The 16,600-nt window shown below is 70.9% G+C and carries 12 protein-coding genes; 5 read left to right on the top strand and 7 right to left on the bottom strand.

The window, feature by feature from the left end:
- The first annotated feature begins 28 nt into the window (after positions 1 to 28).
- From nagA to Q9R08_RS11630, 4 genes are all read left to right on the top strand, one after another.
- Complete coding sequence (gene nagA / locus Q9R08_RS11645) at positions 29 to 1,165, top strand: N-acetylglucosamine-6-phosphate deacetylase (RefSeq protein WP_308868183.1); 1,137 nt, start codon at positions 29 to 31, stop codon at positions 1,163 to 1,165.
- Positions 1,166 to 1,583: 418 nt separating this feature from the next.
- The gene (locus Q9R08_RS11640) at positions 1,584 to 3,590 is read left to right on the top strand and encodes a sigma-70 family RNA polymerase sigma factor (protein ID WP_308868182.1); all 2,007 of its coding nucleotides are present in this window, start codon (positions 1,584 to 1,586) and stop codon (positions 3,588 to 3,590) included.
- A gap of 85 nt (positions 3,591 to 3,675) precedes the next feature.
- Positions 3,676 to 4,068: a YrdB family protein gene (locus Q9R08_RS11635; RefSeq protein ID WP_308868181.1), complete on the top strand. Its 393-nt coding sequence runs from the start codon at positions 3,676 to 3,678 to the stop codon at positions 4,066 to 4,068.
- Entirely contained in the window at positions 4,065 to 5,456 is a 1,392-nt protein-coding gene (locus Q9R08_RS11630) for an FAD-binding oxidoreductase (protein WP_308868180.1), read from the top strand. The genes Q9R08_RS11635 and Q9R08_RS11630 overlap by 4 nt, the downstream gene beginning before the upstream one ends.
- A 65-nt stretch (positions 5,457 to 5,521) precedes the next feature.
- Here the strand turns inward: Q9R08_RS11630 and Q9R08_RS11625 are convergent, their stop codons facing one another.
- The 6 genes from Q9R08_RS11625 to Q9R08_RS11600 all read right to left on the bottom strand — a co-directional run bounded on the left by Q9R08_RS11625 (position 5,522) and on the right by Q9R08_RS11600 (position 11,947).
- Positions 5,522 to 6,301, bottom strand: a complete 780-nt coding sequence (locus Q9R08_RS11625; RefSeq protein ID WP_308868178.1) for a glucosamine-6-phosphate deaminase — start codon at positions 6,299 to 6,301, stop codon at positions 5,522 to 5,524.
- On the bottom strand, positions 6,294 to 7,268 hold the full coding sequence (locus Q9R08_RS11620; protein WP_308868177.1) for an ROK family protein: 975 nt from the start codon (positions 7,266 to 7,268) through the stop codon (positions 6,294 to 6,296). The genes Q9R08_RS11625 and Q9R08_RS11620 overlap by 8 nt, the downstream gene beginning before the upstream one ends.
- Positions 7,269 to 7,311: 43 nt before the next feature.
- Complete coding sequence (locus tag Q9R08_RS11615; RefSeq protein ID WP_308868176.1) at positions 7,312 to 8,229, bottom strand: carbohydrate ABC transporter permease; 918 nt, start codon at positions 8,227 to 8,229, stop codon at positions 7,312 to 7,314.
- On the bottom strand, positions 8,229 to 9,206 hold the full coding sequence (locus tag Q9R08_RS11610) for a carbohydrate ABC transporter permease (protein ID WP_308868175.1): 978 nt from the start codon (positions 9,204 to 9,206) through the stop codon (positions 8,229 to 8,231). Before Q9R08_RS11610 ends, Q9R08_RS11615 begins: the two co-directional genes overlap by 1 nt.
- A gap of 76 nt (positions 9,207 to 9,282) precedes the next feature.
- The gene (locus Q9R08_RS11605; RefSeq protein WP_308868173.1) at positions 9,283 to 10,617 is read right to left on the bottom strand and encodes an extracellular solute-binding protein; all 1,335 of its coding nucleotides are present in this window, start codon (positions 10,615 to 10,617) and stop codon (positions 9,283 to 9,285) included.
- A gap of 133 nt (positions 10,618 to 10,750) precedes the next feature.
- Complete coding sequence (locus Q9R08_RS11600; RefSeq protein WP_308868172.1) at positions 10,751 to 11,947, bottom strand: ROK family transcriptional regulator; 1,197 nt, start codon at positions 11,945 to 11,947, stop codon at positions 10,751 to 10,753.
- A 220-nt stretch (positions 11,948 to 12,167) separates the two neighbouring features.
- Here Q9R08_RS11600 and Q9R08_RS11595 point away from each other — a divergent pair, with 220 nt between their 5' ends.
- Positions 12,168 to 14,201, top strand: a complete 2,034-nt coding sequence (locus Q9R08_RS11595) for a L,D-transpeptidase family protein (RefSeq protein ID WP_308868171.1) — start codon at positions 12,168 to 12,170, stop codon at positions 14,199 to 14,201.
- 73 nt (positions 14,202 to 14,274) lie between these two features.
- On the opposite strand, the gene Q9R08_RS11590 is transcribed toward Q9R08_RS11595, so the two are convergent.
- Positions 14,275 to 16,488, bottom strand: a complete 2,214-nt coding sequence (locus tag Q9R08_RS11590) for an NADP-dependent isocitrate dehydrogenase (RefSeq protein ID WP_308868170.1) — start codon at positions 16,486 to 16,488, stop codon at positions 14,275 to 14,277.
- Between the last annotated feature and the right edge of the window lie 112 nt (positions 16,489 to 16,600).

The raw sequence follows: 16,600 nt of genomic DNA, 5'->3' as shown, positions 1-16,600 counted from the left end.
AACGCCGCCCATTGACCGGGAGGACCGCATGAGCACCCTCGTCCACTCCGTACGCCTGCTGGGCTCCGCCGCGGTCGACTGCGGTCGCGACGACGCCTGGGCGCTGTTCGACGGCGAACGGGTCGTCGCGGCGGGCGCCGGCGGCGAACTCCCCCGCGCCGACGAGACGGTTGACGGCGGGGGCGGATGCCTCGTTCCGGGCTTCGTCGACATCCACGGCCACGGCGGTGGCGGCGCCGGCTTCGACGACGGCCTGGACGCCATCGCCGCGGCCCGCGCCATCCACCGAGCGCATGGGACGACGCGCGCCGTCCTGTCGCTCATCACCGCGCCGATCGCCGAGCTCGCGGCGCGCGTGGCGATGGTGGCCGACCTCTGCGACGCCGATCCCACGATCCTCGGCTCCCACCTCGAGGGTCCTTTCCTCGACCCCGGCCACAAGGGCGCGCACACGGAGGCCCTGCTGCGTGCGCCGGATGCGGCATCCGTCGATCGCCTCATCGAGGCGGGCCGCGGGACCATCCGGCAGGTGACGCTGGCCCCCGAACGGCCGGGTGCGTTCGACGCGATCCGGCGCTTCGTCGACGCCGGCGTAGCCGTCGCCGTCGGCCACACCGACGCGGATGCCGCCACGACGCGCCGCGCCTTCGACGCCGGCGCGACGCTGCTGACGCACGCGTTCAACGCGATGCCCGGCATCCACCACCGCGCGCCGGGGCCGGTGGTCTCCGCGCTCCGCGACGAACGGGTCACGCTCGAGGTCATCGCGGACGGCGTGCACGTGGACCTCGAACTGATCGCGACGCTCTTCACGGTAGCCGGCGACAGGATCGCCCTCATCACCGACGCCATGGCGGCCGCCGGCTCGCAGGACGGCCGGTACGAGCTCGGCGGTCTGGCCGTGCGCGTCACCGACGGAGTGGCCCGGCTGGAGGAGGGCGGCGCGATCGCCGGCTCGACCCTCACCCAGGATGCCGCCCTGCGCCACGTCGCGGGCGCGGGCGTTCCCCTCGATGTCGTCGTGCACGCGCTCGCCGCCCAGCCGGCGCGCGCGATCGGCCGCCCCGACCTCGGAACCCTCGACATCGGCGCACTGGCCGACGCGGTGCTGCTCGACGAGGGCCTCACGGTGCGCCGGGTGTGGGTCGCGGGCAGCGCCGCCTGACGCCCGCGCCTGAGAGGCGTCCGCGGGTGATCGCCGGCCGTCGCCGCCCCATCACCAGCGACCGCCGTGCAGACGAATGCAGGCGGGGCCGAAGGGCCCTCCCCCGAGATCCCTTCGAGCCCCGCCATGTCCGCGACTACGCCGCGGGGGGCGGCCGCCGTCATGCCCCACACAAGGGCGGCCAGCCACTCTGACGAAAGAGACCGCGCGGCGGGCGATCTATTACGCGACTTCCTGAGAATTTCTCGGCGCCGCCGTTCTCGCGCGTGAAGAGCAGACGTCACCGCGCCGGCCGACCACGGCCGACCACTGGTCAAATCGCCTCACGGCGACGACAATGGAGCGAGTTGCGCCGCTGATGGCGTCGCGAACCCGGGATGCACGAAGATCGCCGTGCGCCCACGGGACTGGGGGCACTATGGATCACGATGAAGTGCGCGAGCACCAACCCGACGTCGTCGCAGACACCGACCTGGTGTCGCGGACGCGCTCGGGCGACGCCTCGGCATTCGCCGAGCTGTGGCGGCGCCACTATCGTGCCGGGGTCACGGTCGCCCGCAATATGACGTCCAGCCTCGATGCCGACGATCTCGTGCAAGAGGCCTACACGCGCATCTACCACTCCATCGTGAACGGCGGGGGGCCCACGGGATCCTTCCGCGCCTACCTCTTCACCAGCATCCGCAACACCGCGGCAGCGTGGGGTCGCGCACGGCGCGAGACGCCGTACGAAGAACTCGACGGCGTCGAAGACGCCTCGGCCGCCGAGCACGAGAGCGAGGCGGCACTCGACCGCAGCCTCACGCACCAGGCGTTCCGCAGTCTGCCCACTCGTTGGCAGGAAGTGCTCTGGTACTCCGAGATCGAGCGGATGAAGCCCGCCGAGATCGCGCCGCTCCTCGGCATGAAGGCGACCGCGGTCGCCCAGTTGACCTTCCGTGCGCGCGAAGGGCTCCGCGAGGCGTGGATCCAAGCCCACCTGCGCTCCGTGGCCGACGGGTCGGACTGCCAATGGACGATCGAGCGCCTCGGCGCCTACGCCCGCCGCAATCTCGGTCGCCGTGACCACATGAAGGTCGAACGGCACCTCGCGGGCTGCGTGCGGTGCTCGATCGTCGCCAGCGAGGCCAAGGAGGTCTCGAGCCGGCTGGCACTGGTGCTCCTCCCGCTCGCCCTGGGCGCGGTCGGCACCACCGGCTACCTCGCGACGATGCAGGGCGGCGGCGCATCGCTGGTCGCACTGGCCTCGATGCCGTCCAGCGTCGTCCAGGGCGGCGTGTCCGCCGGCCCGGTCGGCGTGACCGGTGCGGCCGCCGGATCCACCGGGGCGGCAGGATCGACGAGCGCCGCCGCGACCACCACCGGCGCGGCGGTCAGTGCCGCCGGAGGATCGGCGACCGCCGGCAGCGGGCTGGGCGCCGGCGCCGCCGCGGTCAGCTCGGGCGCCGGCGCCGCCGGTGCGGCCACCGCGGTCGGAACGTCAACCGCCGTGGCGGTGGGCGCCGCCGGCGGATCCGTCGCCGTCGGCATCGGGGCCGCATCCGGGCTCGCCGCGGCAAGCCTCGTCGTCGTCGGCGGCGTCGTGGCGGCAGCCGTCGGGCTTCCGCCGGCTGCGCCCGCACCCGCACCGACGAGCGTCGTCGACTCGACCGTCCTCACCCCCGCGGAGGAGACCGAGGATGAGGCGGAGGCCAAGGACGGCATCCTGCAGCTGCCGGCGCCCGGCCCGGATCCGTCGGACCTCCCTGTGATCGCGGAGGTCGGCACGGCGGAGGAAGGGCAGGCCGGCAGCGGAACATCTCCCCTCAACGGCGGCGCCTCGGACAGCGGCGACAGCACGGGCACCGGGACGCCCCCTCACGAGGGCACCAGTGGCGCAGGCAACGGCAACGCCGGCACCGGGAACGGCAACACCGGCAATGGCAACGGAGGCACCGGCAACGGCAGTGCCGAGAACGGCGCCGGCAACGGAGCCCCGGGTGAGAACGGCACCGGCAACGGCAACGGCGGCACCACCGGGAACGGCGGCACGACGGGGAACGGCACCCCCACGAACGGCACCGGCAACGGCAACGGCGGAAACACCGGTGAGGGGAACGGCGCAGAGAACGGCAGGCCGAACTCCTCGAGGTCTCTGAACGGCAAGGCGAACGCCTACGTCATGGCCTCCGCGCACGACGCGGCCCCCTCCGGGACGTCCGCCGACACCGAGGTGCTCGCGGGAACGTCCGGATCGACCGCGCCGCGATCCGGTCACGGTGGGCGTGCCGCAGCCCAGTCGTCGGCACCCTCGACGCCGGCGAGCTCGGTTCCAGCGGCTGCCGCACCCGCGGCGCCCGCCGCCGGAACCGCAGCGGCGACGCCGATTCTGCCGACGCCCGCCGAGTCCGCCGCGAGCACGACGGCGACGTCGGTCGCGCCGTAGCCCCGCCGTCTTCGCGGGCCGAGCACCGCGGCGCAGCCCACAGCCCAGGCGGCTGCGCCCGAGCCCCGGCCGTAGACTGGAGGTCATGTCCGACACGCCGAACGTCACGCCCGCACCGCCCGCCGAACCGGCGCCGGGAACCCGCGCGCCGCTCTCGGCGATCGACCTGGTCGCGTTCGTGTGCGAGATCTTCGCCTTCGGCACGCTCGCGCTGTGGGGCTTCACGATGTGGCCGTTCCCGTGGAACATCGTCGCGGGCATCGCTGCACCCGCCGTGGCGATCCTCCTGTGGGCTCTGTTCGTGTCGCCGCGGGCCGTGTTCGCGGTGCACCCGTTCGTCCGCGCGATCGTGGAGCTCCTCGTGTACGCCTCGGCGACGATCGCGTGGTGGTCGATGGGCAATGCGTGGATCGGGCTCGCCTTCGGCGTCGTCGCGGTCACCGCGGGGGTCATCGCCGGCCGCCGGCGTCTGTCGTGACCCGGGGCGCGGACGCACTCGCGCTGCTGAGGGCGGAACTCGGCGACCGCGTCGACACCGCGCCTGAGTCGCTCGCCGCCGCACGCGCCGACAAATCGGGACATGCGGCATCCGGTCAGCCGATCGCCGTGGTGCACGCGCGCAGCGTGGCGGACGTCCAGCAGACCCTCCGCATCGCCACGCGCACCGGCACCCCCGTCGTCACGCGCGGCGCCGGCACCGGCCTCGCAGGCGGCGCCAACGCCGGACAGGGCGAGATCGCCCTCTCGGTGCGCGGGATGGACCGCATCCTCGAAGTGCGCCCCGACGATCTGCTGGCCGTCGTCGAGCCCGGCATCCTGAACGCCGACCTCAACGCCGCCCTCGAGCCGTACGGGCTCTGGTGGGCGCCGGACCCCGCGAGTCGGGCCATCTCGACCGTCGGCGGCAACATCGCCACGGGCGCCGGCGGTCTGCTGTGCGCCAAATACGGCGTCGTGCGCGACGCCGTTCTGGGCGTCGACCTCGTGCTCGCCGACGGGCGCCTGCTGCAGCTCGGCCACCGCACCGTCAAGGGAGTGACCGGCCTCGACCTGACGTCGCTGGTCATCGGCTCCGAGGGGACGCTCGGCGTCGTGGTCGGCGCCACGCTCAAGCTCCGTCGGCTCGTGCCGGGCGAGGTCTGCACGATCGCGGCCACCTTCCCCGACGTGCGGAGGGCTGCCGAGGCGTCCGCCGCCGTCACCGCATCCGGCGCGCAGCCCGCGATCATGGAGCTGATGGATGCCGCCTCTCTGGCGGCCGTGCACGCGCTCCTGTCGCTCGACCCGCCCACGCCCGGGGCCGCGCAGCTCACGATCCAGACCGACGGACCCGCTGCCGCGGCGGAGGCCGACGCGATCGCCGCGGTCCTGCGCATCGCCGGCGGCAACGTCGCCCTCTCGCACGACCGTGCCGAGGGCGAGCGGCTGCTCGCGATCCGCCGGTCGATGCATCCGGCCATGGAGTCGCTCGGCACGGCGCTCATCGAAGACGTCTCGGTGCCCCGCAGCGCCCTTCCGGCCATGTTCGACGAGATCGCGCGCGTCGAGCGCGAGCACGGGATCGTCATTCCGACGGTCGCCCACGCCGGCGACGGCAACCTGCACCCGAACTTCATCTTCGCCGGCGAGCCCGACGAGTTCGGCGTGATCGAGGCGCCCGAGCATGTCTGGGCGGCCGCCGACGACCTCTTCCGCGCCGCGCTGCGCCTCGGCGGCACGCTCACCGGCGAGCACGGCGTCGGTGTGCTGAAGCGCCGCTGGCTCGCCGACGAGCTCGGCGACGACCAGTGGGAGCTGCAGCGGCAGATCGCGCGCGTCTTCGACCCGCTGGGCATCCTCAACCCCGGCAAGGTCTTCGCCACCTGAGACCGCACCCGCCGGCACACCTGTTCCGGCAACACCGTGAAGGGCCGATGGCCGCGGCCCCGGGCTCAGATGCCCTGCCAGTCGGGCTTGTTGTCGTACGCGTAGCGGTAGTAGTCCGCACGGGCGAGCTGCGAAGCGGCCGCCTCGTCGACGACCACCGTCGCACGCGGGTGCAGCTGGATCGCGGAGCCCGGCAGCGACGCCGACAGGGGGCCTTCGACGGCACCTGCGACGGCCGCCGCCTTGCCCTCGCCGAACGCCAGCAGGACGAGGTGCCGCGCGCGGAGGATCGTGCCGAGACCCTGCGTGATGCAGTGCATGGGCACGTCGTCGACCGACGCGAAGAAGCGCGCGTTGTCGCGACGCGTCTGCTCGGTCAGGGTCTTCACCCGCGTGTGCGAGGCGAACGACGAGCCGGGCTCGTTGAAGCCGATGTGACCGTCGGTGCCGATCCCGAGGATCTGCAGGTCGATGCCGCCCGCCTCGCGGATGGCGGCCTCGTACTCCTCGCCGTGGTGCTCGATGCCCTCGGGCGTGCCGTCCGGCGTGCGGATGCGCGACGGGTCGAGCCCGAGCGGCTCGACGACTTCGCGCGTGATGACCGAGCGGTAGCTCTCGGGGTGCGCGGGGTCGATGCCGACGTACTCGTCGAGCGCGAACCCGCGCACGCGCGACACGTCGACGCCCTCCAGCCGCGTGCGCAGCGCCTCGTAGACGGGCAGGGGCGTCGACCCGGTCGCAAGCCCGAGGACGGTCTCGGGGTTCGCGCGCAGAAGACCGGCGATGTGGTCGGCGACGAGCGACCCGGCCGCCGCCTTGTCTCGGACGATGACGATCTCAGCCATGGACCAGTGCCTCCTCGGCGTCGTGTGTGGCATCGCCGTCCGCACCGACCAGAGCCGCGCCGAGAGCGGCGGCCGGTGACCCCGGCGGCAGCAGCTCGACCCGTTCGGTCAGATGCAGCGAGCGCATGAACGGGGATGCCTCGGCGCTGGCCGACAGCTCGGCTGCGACATCCGCCATCAGTCGATCGCCCAAAGCCGTCACACCCCCTCCGAGCACCACGATATCGACGTCGGCCGTCAGCACCAGTACCCTCACCGCCGCCGCGACGCCGCGGGCCAGCCCGGCACGCAGCTGGCGTGCCGACGGGTCGCCCCCGTCGGCGGCGTCGAAGACGTCGCGCACCGGCAGCGCCGAGCGCTTCGCCCACCGCTCGGCGATCGCGCCACCGCCCGCGAAGGCCTCGATGCAGCCGCGCTGACCGCACCGGCAGAGCGGGCCGTTCGGGTCGACGGAGATGTGGCCGACCTCGCCGGCCGTTCCGCGCGCGCCGCGCCACAGCACGCCGTCCGACACGATGCCCGCAGCGATGCCGGTGCCCAGATTGAGATAGGCCATCGAGCCCGGCGCGGGCGAGCCGTTGCGCGTGTGCAGCGCGTGGGCGCCGAGCGCGGCGGCCTTCACGTCGTTCTCGACCTGCACCGGTGCGCCCAGCTGCGGGGCGACGAGCCTCAGCTGCGGCGCCACCATGGTGGCGAGGTCGAGCTCGTCGACGCCGAGGTTCACCGCATGTACCACGCGACCTGTCCCCGGCTCGATCTGCCCCGGGATGCCGACCCCGACCGACCGCACGGCAGAGAGGTCCACGGCGGCCTCCGCTCCCAGGGCGCGGACGGCGTCCACGACCGTCTGCGCCACGGCATCCGGGCCCCAGCCGGTCGCCATGCGGATGCGCCCGGCGATCGCTCCTGCGGAGTCCACCGCAACGGCGTCGGTCTTGGTGCCGCCCACGTCCAGCCCGACCTTCATCGTCCGGCCTCCCCGCGGAAGGCCGTGTCGTCCTGCGCGCGCATCAGCCCTTGACCGCCCCCGCGACGAGTCCGCTGGTCATACGACCCTGGACGATCACGAAGAACACGATCACGGGGATCGCGACGATGGAGGAGGCCGCCATCACCTCGCCCCAGTCGATCGCCCGGCTCGAGCTCTGCTGCACGAAGCCGCGCAGCCACAGCGGCAGGGTCTGGTTCTCGGCGTTCATGATCACCAGGGCGACCGTGAACTCGTTCCAGCACTGCAGGAACGCGAAGACGCCGGAGGCGACGAGCCCGGGGGCGAGCAGCGGCAGGGTGATCCGCATGAACGCCTGGGTGCGGCTGAGGCCGTCCACCATCGCCGCCTCCTCGAGCTCGGCGGGGACGCCGACCACGAAGCCGCGCAGCATCCACACGGTGAACGGCACGACGGCCGCGATGTACAGCAGGCTGAGGCCGAAGATGTTCGAGAGCAGCCCCAGTTCGCTCATCATCTTGTACTGCGCGATGAACAGGCCTTCGGCGGGCAGCATCTGGATGACGAGGATCGCCAGGATGAACGAGACGCGGCCGCGGAAGCGGAACCGGCTGATCGCCACCGAGGCGAGGAACGCGAACAGCAGGCAGAAGAACACCGCGATGATCGTGACCGAAAGACTGATGCCCAGCGCGCTGAAGAACGAGCCGTCGATCACGCCGCGGTAGTTGGCGAACGAGCCGCCGAACGGCACGAAGGTCGGCGTGAACGATTCCAGCGTCGCCGACGACAGCATCGACGAGTTGAACATCCAGTAGACGGGGAACACCCAGATCAGGGCGATGAGGATCGCCAGGATGCTCCAGCCCCAGGTCGCGGCCGATCCGCGCCGGCGGCGCTTGGGGGCGGGCGCCGAGGGGCGGGCGGATCCCGACCGGGGCGGCGCCGGCGTGGGCGCGAGTTGTGCGGACGCGGACATCAGACCTGGTCCTCCTTCAAGAGACTGCGGATGTAGAACCAGCTGAGGACGATCGTGAGGGCGAGGACGAAGATCGCCATCGCCGCGCCCTGACCGAAGTTGAGGCCGGCGACGCCCATCTTGTAGATGTACGTGCCCAGCAGGTCGTAGTCGCTCGAGTTCGAGCCGGCGTCCTGCAGCATCGTGATCTGCGTGAAGACCCGCAGATCCCAGATGAGGTTGAGCAGCAGCACGATCATGATCACGGGGCGGATGATCGGCAGCACGATGTACTGCAGACGCTGCCAGCCGGTCGCGCCGTCGAGCTGGCTGGCCTCGACCATCTCGGTCGAGACCTGCGTGAGGCCGGCGTAGGCGGAGAAGGCGACGAAGGGCACCGACATCCACGTCACGATGATCGACGCGACGATGAAGAAGACGAACGGCTCGCCCCCGATCCAGTTGAACTGGTTCATGTCGACGCCCGGAATCAGGTCGAGAAGGTAATTGACGACGCCGCGCCGGCGGTCGAAGAGCCAGATCCACACCGTCATCGCGGCGACGACGGGCATGGCCCAGGCCAGCAGCAGCGCGATCTGCAGGGTGATGCGCACGCCCGACGGGACGCGGGTCATCAGGAGGGCGAGCGCCATGCCGATGACGACCGTGACCAGCGCCGTGACGAGACAGAAGATCACGGAGCGCACCGCGACCTCCCAGAACGTGGGGCTCGTGGCGACCGCGATGTAGTTCTCGAGTCCCACGAAGTCGGGGGCCTTGCCGCCGAGCTGCTGCAGCGCGCCGTACTTCTGGAAGGACGTGATGACCTGCCACACGACGGGATAGCCCATGCCGAACAGCAGGATCGCGATCGCGGGGATGAGCAGAGCGTAGGGAACGGGTGAGCGGCGACGGCCGACGGATGCGTCGGCGTCTGCATCGCGACCGTGGCCGCGCTTGCCGGTCGCTTTCAGTGTGGTGGGGGCAGGAACCGCCATGCCCGCCTCCTTCAGGGGTATCGCAGGGGACCGGGGTCGCGGACGCGTGTCCGCGACCCCGGGGTTGGTGAAGGTCTCAGCCGTTGATGATGGCGTCGATCTTCTCGTCGTACTCCGCGGCGAGCTCCGGGATGTCGCCGCCCGCTGCGACCTTGCCGAAGAACTCCTCGAGGATCTTCTGGCCCTCGACAGCGGCCCAGCCGGGTGCGGCCGGCGTGAGCTTCGAGTTCAGCGCCGAGTCGATGAGCGCCGAGGCGAAGATGTCGTCACCCAGCGAGTCGACGAACTTCGTGTTGGCCGGGCCGAGGCCGTTCTCGCCCAGCATCTGCTGGTACTCGTCGGAGAAGATGATGCGCATCAGCTCCTTGGCGCCCGCCTGCTTCTCGCTCTTGGCCGAGATGCCGATGTTCGAGCCGCCGGCGAAGACGGGGGCCGCCTCACCCGCGGTCGTGCCCGGGAGGGGGAAGACGCCGAAGGTGTCGTCGTTCCACTCGCGGACCTCCGACACGGTGCCGTCGTCAGCGGTCTTCTCCTCGACGAAGTCGCCGATCGACCAGTGCGCCCAGCCGGGTGCGATGATCGTGGCGGCCGTCGGCGGGTTGCCGTTCTTGTCGTTGTTGATGTTGACCCACGGGGTGCTGTCGTCCTCGGTCGCCGGAGCGTTGGAGGCGTTCGTGAACAGGTCCTGGAACTGCTCGAGGCCCGTGATGGTCTTCTCGTCGCTCAGCGTCGAGACCCACTTGTCGCCGTCCTGCTCAGCGAGCTCGCCGCCGTTGGCGAAGATCCACGAGACGCCGTTGCGCCAGTCCTCGCCGCCGATGTAGAAGCCCGACTGGTCGGCCGTGCGCAGCGTCTTGACGTCCTCGTTGAACTCTTCGAGGGTCGTGGGCACCTCGAGGCCTGCGGCCTCCCAGATGTCCTTGCGGTAGGTGATGTACCGCGAGCCGAAGTAGTACGGCAGCGCGTACTGCGCGCCGTCGACGGTGCCGACGTCGACGAACGACTGGAGCAGGTCGGACCCGCCGAGTTCGTCGTAGATCTCACTGAGGTCGCTGAACGCGCCCGAGGTGGTGAACGTCGGCGACCACGTGTTGCCGATCTCGGTCACATCGGGGGTGTTCTTCGCATCGGGCAGCTGGTTGGCCAGCTTGGTCAGCGCGTCGCCCCACGACTGCTCCTCGATCGTGAGGGTGCCGCCGGTCGCCTTGCTGTACTCGTCCTTCAGGTACTCGCGCAGCTCATCGGGGGTGTCTCCGCCCATGACCCAGAACGTGATGTCCTGGTTCTTGGCGCCGTCGGGGTCGAACCCCGAGGCGTCGTCCGATCCACCGGGGGTGGTCCCGCCGGCGCAGCCGGCGAGCACCAGTGCCGAGGCGCCGATGAGCGCCACGGCTCCAAGCGTCTTCTTCATGGTGTCTTCCTTCGTGTGTTCTCTTGGTGTTCGGGTGGGCCGGGTGACCCATCCGGGGGGAACCGGGGTTCCGGGATTGACCCGGAGGTGGGACCGGAGTTCCGTGGGGAGCCTCCGGAGGGACAGCGTTGTGTCAGGACACCCCGAGTTGTCCTGACAGGACCATGACGGCCGCGCCGCGCAGGACGATGTCCTGGCCTTGCTCCGTCATCCGCACTCGCACGCCTTCGTCCACGGACGGCGCGAGCGTGCGCGCGCGGAGGGTCTCGACGGCTTGTTCCGCGAGGGAGCCGCCGAGAAGTTCAGGGGGACCGGACAGCACGATCTCCGACACGTCCAGCGCACCCACGACGGGAGCGAGCGCGATGCCCAGCCGCTCCCCCGCGTCGCGCAGGATGCCCTCGTGCGCCTCGGAATCGGATGCCGCGCTCAGCCGCGACGACAGCGAGGGCACCGACAGCCACGCCTCGAGGCATCCGACCTTGCCGCACGCGCACTGCGGGCCGCCGTCGGTGCCGACCGTGACGTGGCCGATCTCGCCCGCGGCGAAACGGCTGCCGCGCATGGGCTGACCGGCCAGCAGGAGCCCCGATCCGACGCCTCGCCCGACCTTGACCAGCAGCACGTCGTCGGGGGCGCCGCCGAACGTGTACTCGGCGAGCACGGCGGCGTTGGCGTCGTTGGCTACCAGGACGGGAACTCCGAGCGCGCTGCGCAGCGCACCCTCGAGATCGAAACCGGCCCAGCCGAAGTTCGGCGCCGTGAGGATCACACCCTGGTCGTCGACCACACCGGGCGTGCCGACGCCGATGCCGAGCACGGGTGCGTGGGACTCCGCGACGAGTGCACGCGCCAGCTCGACGACCGTGGCGACGACGTCCTCGTCGGCAGGGAGGGCGACTTCACGACGCGCGACGATGCTGCCGTCGAGCGTCAGCACCGCACCGATGAAGGTGTCGCTGCCGGAGAGGTCGAGCCCGACGATGCGGTGCCCTGCGTGGTCGAGGTCGACCAGGATCGCCGGCTTGCCCGGACCGGACGCCTCACGCACGCCCATCTCCGCGACGAAGCCGTCGGCGATGAGCTCGCCGACCAGATCGGAGATGGTGACGCGGGTGAGGCCGGTCTCGCGGGAGAGGTCGGCCCGGCTCATCGCGCCCTGGTGGAACAGGGTCTGCAGCACGAGCGCGCGGTTGTGACCGCGGGCGTGCTCGGGGAGTACCTTTGTCCCCTGTCGCAGCGTGCGGCCGGGTACGAAGGCGCGAGCGTTCGCGGTGCTCTGCGGCGCGTCGGCGAGGGAAGGGCCGCGCTGCGCTTCCGTGTTGGGCATGTTTGTTAGTAGACCTTACGAACCTGCATTCCGCAAGTCCGTGAGGCGTATTTGCGCGGATGCTTTACAAAACCGTGACCTACCGGACATCACCGGCATCCGCGGGCCCCGCCGGTTTCCGCCTGTGACCGGCGATTCGTCCGTGATGAGGCCGTGACCATGCCAGGGGTTCGCGTCGCTTACCATAAGGGGAAGCGTTGATCACAGTCGGGGGTGTGGCGTGACAGATCTGGCGACCCAGCCGCATGCCGGAAAGGCGTCCGGGGACGACGCCGTCGAGGGCGAGCAGGGCGTCGACAGCGAGGCAACGGCCACGGCCGATTCCGCGCCGTCGTCCGCCATGGACGAGAAGGATGCCGTGACCCAGTCGGATGTCGTGACGGAGGACGTTGTCGCGCCCGCGGCGGGGTCCGAGGATTCCGCCGCCGGAGAGGCGGACAGCGCGGAGGCGCAGGAGACGGATGCCGTCGCTGAGGCGCAGGATGCGGACGGCGAGGCACCCGAAGCCGACGGCGAGGTGCTCGAGCCCGATGTACCTGAGGCACAGGAGACGGACGCCGAGACCGACCTGCCTGAGGCTGCGGACGAGACCGAGGCGCCTGAGGCCGACGCGGAGACCGCACCCGCCGGGCCCGAGGCCGAAACCGACGTGTCGGACGAGGTCGAACCCACCACCGACGCCGAACCGGAAGACGACAGCACGATCGAGCTGGCCTCGGCCCGTGAGGCGGAGGTCGCCACCGACACCGCAGCTGACACCGCCGTCCATTCCGGTGCCGACCTCGAGACCGTCGCCGTCGCGACCGCCGTGCTCGCACCTCCCGCCGTCACCCCCTCCCCCGCCACGACTCCCACCGAGACCGCAGCCGACGGTTCGGTGTACGCGTGGGCGCCCGAGGAGCCGAAGGCGAAGAAGAAGCACACCGCTCTCTGGATCAGCGCCGCCGCCGGTGTCGCCGTGGTCGGACTCGTCGTCTCTTCGCTCGTGCTCATCGCGCCGGGCACTGCCGTCGCCGGAGTGCCCGTCGGCTGGCTCACCCCGGGCGCCGCCGCCGAGGCGATCGAACAGCGCCTCGCCGAGACCACGGTCGTACTGACCGGCACGGGCGAGGACGCCGAGCTCACAGGCGCCGAGCTGGGCGCGACGGTGGACGCGCAGGCCCTGGCGGATGCCGCCTTCGCCGCCCATCCGATGTGGAACCCGACCGCGTGGTTCGCGACGACCGACGCCGAGATCGAGCTCGAGGCCTCGGCCGCTTCCGACGCCCTGCGCGACGCTGCGCCGCAGCTGTACACCGACCCCGTCGATGCGACGCTGGCATTCGACCCCGCCACGGCGTCGTACGTCGCCACGCCTGCGGTCGAGGGCGTGGGCATCGACGTCGCGACCGTCCAGGCCGCGATCCAGGCGGCGTTCGAAGCCGGGCAGACGCGCGTCGAGGTGGACCCCGTCACCGCCGCGATCCCGGCCGAGATCTCGACCGAGACCGCCGACGCCACCGTCGCGCAGCTGAACGGCATGCTCGACACGGCCGGCTTCTACGTGGGAGACGAGCGCACCGTGCCGATCGACCGCGCGGTCGCGGCATCCTGGCTCTCGATCGCTCCCGAGGGCGACGAGTTCGCCATCACCGCCGACCCCGCGGCCATCCAGCCTGTCGTCGACACGCTTGCGCCCGCGGTGGACCGCGCCCCCGAGAACGCCGTCGTCATCACCGACACCGGCGGCAAGGTGCTGCAGACGATGGCGGCCGGTCAGTCGGGGCGTCAGCTCGGCGACACGGCGGGCATCGCGGCGGCCTTCGCGGACCAGCTCGCGTCGGGCGACGCGGTCTACAAGCTGCCCGTCGACGAGGTGCCGGTGAGCACGACCACGCTGGCCCGCAACATCGTCGTCGACCTCAGCGAGCAGCGCACCTACATCTACGAGAACGGGCAGGTGGTCAACAGCTTCCTCATCTCGTCGGGCACGGCAGCCACCCCCACGCACACGGGAAGCTTCCGCATCAACTCGCACGTCCGGGTGCAGGACATGGGCGCTCTCTGCTACAACCCCAACGCCGTGAACAGCTACTGCACCGAGGACGTGCCGTGGGTGATGTACTTCAACGGCGACCAGGGCTTCCACGGCACGTACTGGCACAGCAACTTCGGCAATCGGATGAGCCACGGCTGCGTCAACCTGCCGCTCGGCACGGCGGAGTTCCTCTACTCATGGGCGCCCAACGGCACCGAGGTGCGCGTACAGTCCTGACCCGCGTCATCCCGACCGCATGAGAAGAGGGGGGGGCCCCGGGCCGGGGCATCCGCTCTTCTCGTGTGTCCGCTCAGAGAGCGTCGATCACCGCATTGAACGTGGCGGACGGGCGCATCACGCCGGCGACGAGCTCGGCGTCGGGACGGTAGTACCCGCCGATGTCGACGGGCGAGCCCTGCACGGCGATGAGCTCGCCGACGATCTGCTCCTCACTGGCGGCCAGCGCCTCGGCCACAGGGGCGAACGCCGCCGCGAGCTCGGGGTCGGCCTGCTGCTTCGCCAGCTCCTGCGTCCAGTACAGGGTCAGGTAGAAGTGGCTGCCGCGGTTGTCGATGGTGCCGAGCGCGCGCCCCGGCGACTTGTCGTTCTCGAGGAACGTGCCGGTCGCGGCATCCAGCGTGTCGGCCAGCACCTGCGCCTTCACGTTGCCGGTGAAGTCGGCGAGGTGCTCGAGCGACGCCGCGAGGGCGAAGAACTCTCCGAGCGAGTCCCAGCGGAGGTAGTCCTCCTCCAGGAGCTGCTGCACGTGCTTGGGAGCGGAGCCGCCGGCGCCGGTCTCGAACAGGCCGCCGCCCGCGAGGAGCGGGACGATCGAGAGCATCTTGGCGCTCGTGCCGACCTCGAGGATGGGGAAGAGGTCGGTGAGGTAGTCGCGCAGCACGTTGCCGGTGACCGAGATGGTGTCCTCGCCCTTGCGCAGCCGGTCGAGCGAGTACTGCGTGGCGTCGGCCGGCGCGAGGATCTCGATAGTGAGGCCCTCGGTGTCGTGGGCCTGCAGGTACTCCCTCACCTTCGCGATGAGCGCCGCGTCGTGCGAGCGGTTCTCGTCCAGCCAGAAGACGGCGGGGGCGCCGGTGGCACGGGCGCGCGTGACGGCCAGCTTCACCCAGTCGCGGATGGCGACGTCCTTGGTCTGCGTCGCACGCCAGATGTCACCCGACTGCACGGAGTGCTCGAGCAGCACGTCGCCCGCCTGGTTCACGACCTGGACGGTGCCGGCGGCCTGCAGCTCGAACGTCTTATCGTGGCTGCCGTACTCCTCGGCGGCCTGCGCCATGAGGCCGACGTTCGGCACGGTGCCGATCTTGGCCGGGTCGAGCGGGCCATGCGCGATGACGTCGTCGATCACTGTCTGGTAGACGCTCGCGTAGGAGGAGTCGGGGATGACGGCCAGGGTGTCGGCCTCGCCGCCGTCGGCGCCCCACAGCTTTCCGCCGTTGCGGACGAGCGCCGGCATCGACGCGTCCACGATGACGTCGGACGGCACGTGGAGGTTCGTGATGCCCTTGTCGGAGTTGACGTACGACAGGCGCGGGGAGTCGGTCGCCGCGGCGATGGCTGCGGCGATCTCGTCGCCGCCGTCGATGTCGCCGAGGCCGGCGAGGATCGCACCGAGTCCGTCGTTGGGGGTGAGGCCCGCCTCGGCGATCCGGTCGCCATAGCGGTCGAAGACGTCGGCATAGTACGCCTTCACGACGTGGCCGAAGATGATCGGGTCGCTGACCTTCATCATGGTGGCCTTGAGGTGCACCGAGTAGAGCACGTCGTCGGCCTTCGCCGTCTCGAGCGTCTCGGCGAGGAACGCGTCCAGCGCCGCCGCCGAGAGGAACGTGCTGTCGATGATCTCGCCGGGCAGCACCTTGATGCCGGTCTTCAGCGAGGTGACCGTGCCGTCTGCGGCGACATGCTGGATCGACAGCACGTCGTCGGCGGGGATCACCGTGGTCTTCTCGTTGGACTTGAAGTCGTCGTGGCCGAGAGTGGCGACGCGGGTCTTCGAGCCCTCGGCGAACGGCTTGTTGCGGTGCGGGTGCTTGCGCGCGTAGTTCTTGACCGAGAGCGGCGCACGACGGTCGCTGTTGCCCTCGCGCAGCACGGGGTTGACGGCGGAGCCCTTGATGCGGTCGTACCGCGCGCGGACGTCCTTGTCTTCGAGCGACTGCGCCTCGTCCGGATAGTCGGGGACGTCGTAGCCCTGCGACTGGAGCTCGGCGATCGCAGCCTTCAGCTGGGGGATCGATGCCGAGATGTTGGGAAGCTTGATGATGTTGGCCTCGGGCAGTGTCGCCAGGCCACCGAGCTCGGCAAGGGCGTCGCCCACCTGCTGCTCGGGTGTCAGGTTCTGCGGGAACGCCGCGAGGATGCGGCCGGCGAGCGAGATGTCACGCGTCTCGACGTCCACCCCCGCCTGGCGGGTGACGGCCTGCACGATCGGCAGGAACGATGCGGTCGCGAGGGCCGGTGCCTCGTCGGTATAGGTGTAGATGATGGTCGAATCGGTCACCAGTCACGTCCTTCTTGCGGGTCGGCCATCAGCCTATCGCAAGCACCCGAGATATCTCGATGTCAAGAGATCTTCGCCTGCCGTGACACCGTGTTTCCGGGGTTCCAGCCGC

It is taken from the genome of Microbacterium psychrotolerans, from assembly GCF_031085295.1.
In the GTDB taxonomy this organism is placed as follows: Bacteria; Actinomycetota; Actinomycetes; order Actinomycetales; family Microbacteriaceae; genus Microbacterium; species Microbacterium psychrotolerans.
Note: the sequence above shows the minus strand (reverse complement) of the source record. Positions and strands in the feature narration are given on the sequence as shown.

What these genes read in the sequence shown, in the direction of transcription:
- nagA (WP_308868183.1), top strand. Translation starts at nt 29, where the DNA reads ATGAGCACCCTCGTCCACTCCGTACGCCTGCTGGGCTCCGCCGCGGTC.
- Q9R08_RS11640 (WP_308868182.1), top strand. Translation starts at nt 1,584, where the DNA reads ATGGATCACGATGAAGTGCGCGAGCACCAACCCGACGTCGTCGCAGAC.
- Q9R08_RS11635 (WP_308868181.1), top strand. Translation starts at nt 3,676, where the DNA reads ATGTCCGACACGCCGAACGTCACGCCCGCACCGCCCGCCGAACCGGCG.
- Q9R08_RS11625 (WP_308868178.1), bottom strand. Translation starts at nt 6,301, where the DNA reads ATGGCTGAGATCGTCATCGTCCGAGACAAGGCGGCGGCCGGGTCGCTC.
- Q9R08_RS11620 (WP_308868177.1), bottom strand. Translation starts at nt 7,268, where the DNA reads ATGAAGGTCGGGCTGGACGTGGGCGGCACCAAGACCGACGCCGTTGCG.
- Q9R08_RS11615 (WP_308868176.1), bottom strand. Translation starts at nt 8,229, where the DNA reads ATGTCCGCGTCCGCACAACTCGCGCCCACGCCGGCGCCGCCCCGGTCG.
- Q9R08_RS11610 (WP_308868175.1), bottom strand. Translation starts at nt 9,206, where the DNA reads ATGGCGGTTCCTGCCCCCACCACACTGAAAGCGACCGGCAAGCGCGGC.
- Q9R08_RS11605 (WP_308868173.1), bottom strand. Translation starts at nt 10,617, where the DNA reads ATGAAGAAGACGCTTGGAGCCGTGGCGCTCATCGGCGCCTCGGCACTG.
- Q9R08_RS11600 (WP_308868172.1), bottom strand. Translation starts at nt 11,947, where the DNA reads ATGCCCAACACGGAAGCGCAGCGCGGCCCTTCCCTCGCCGACGCGCCG.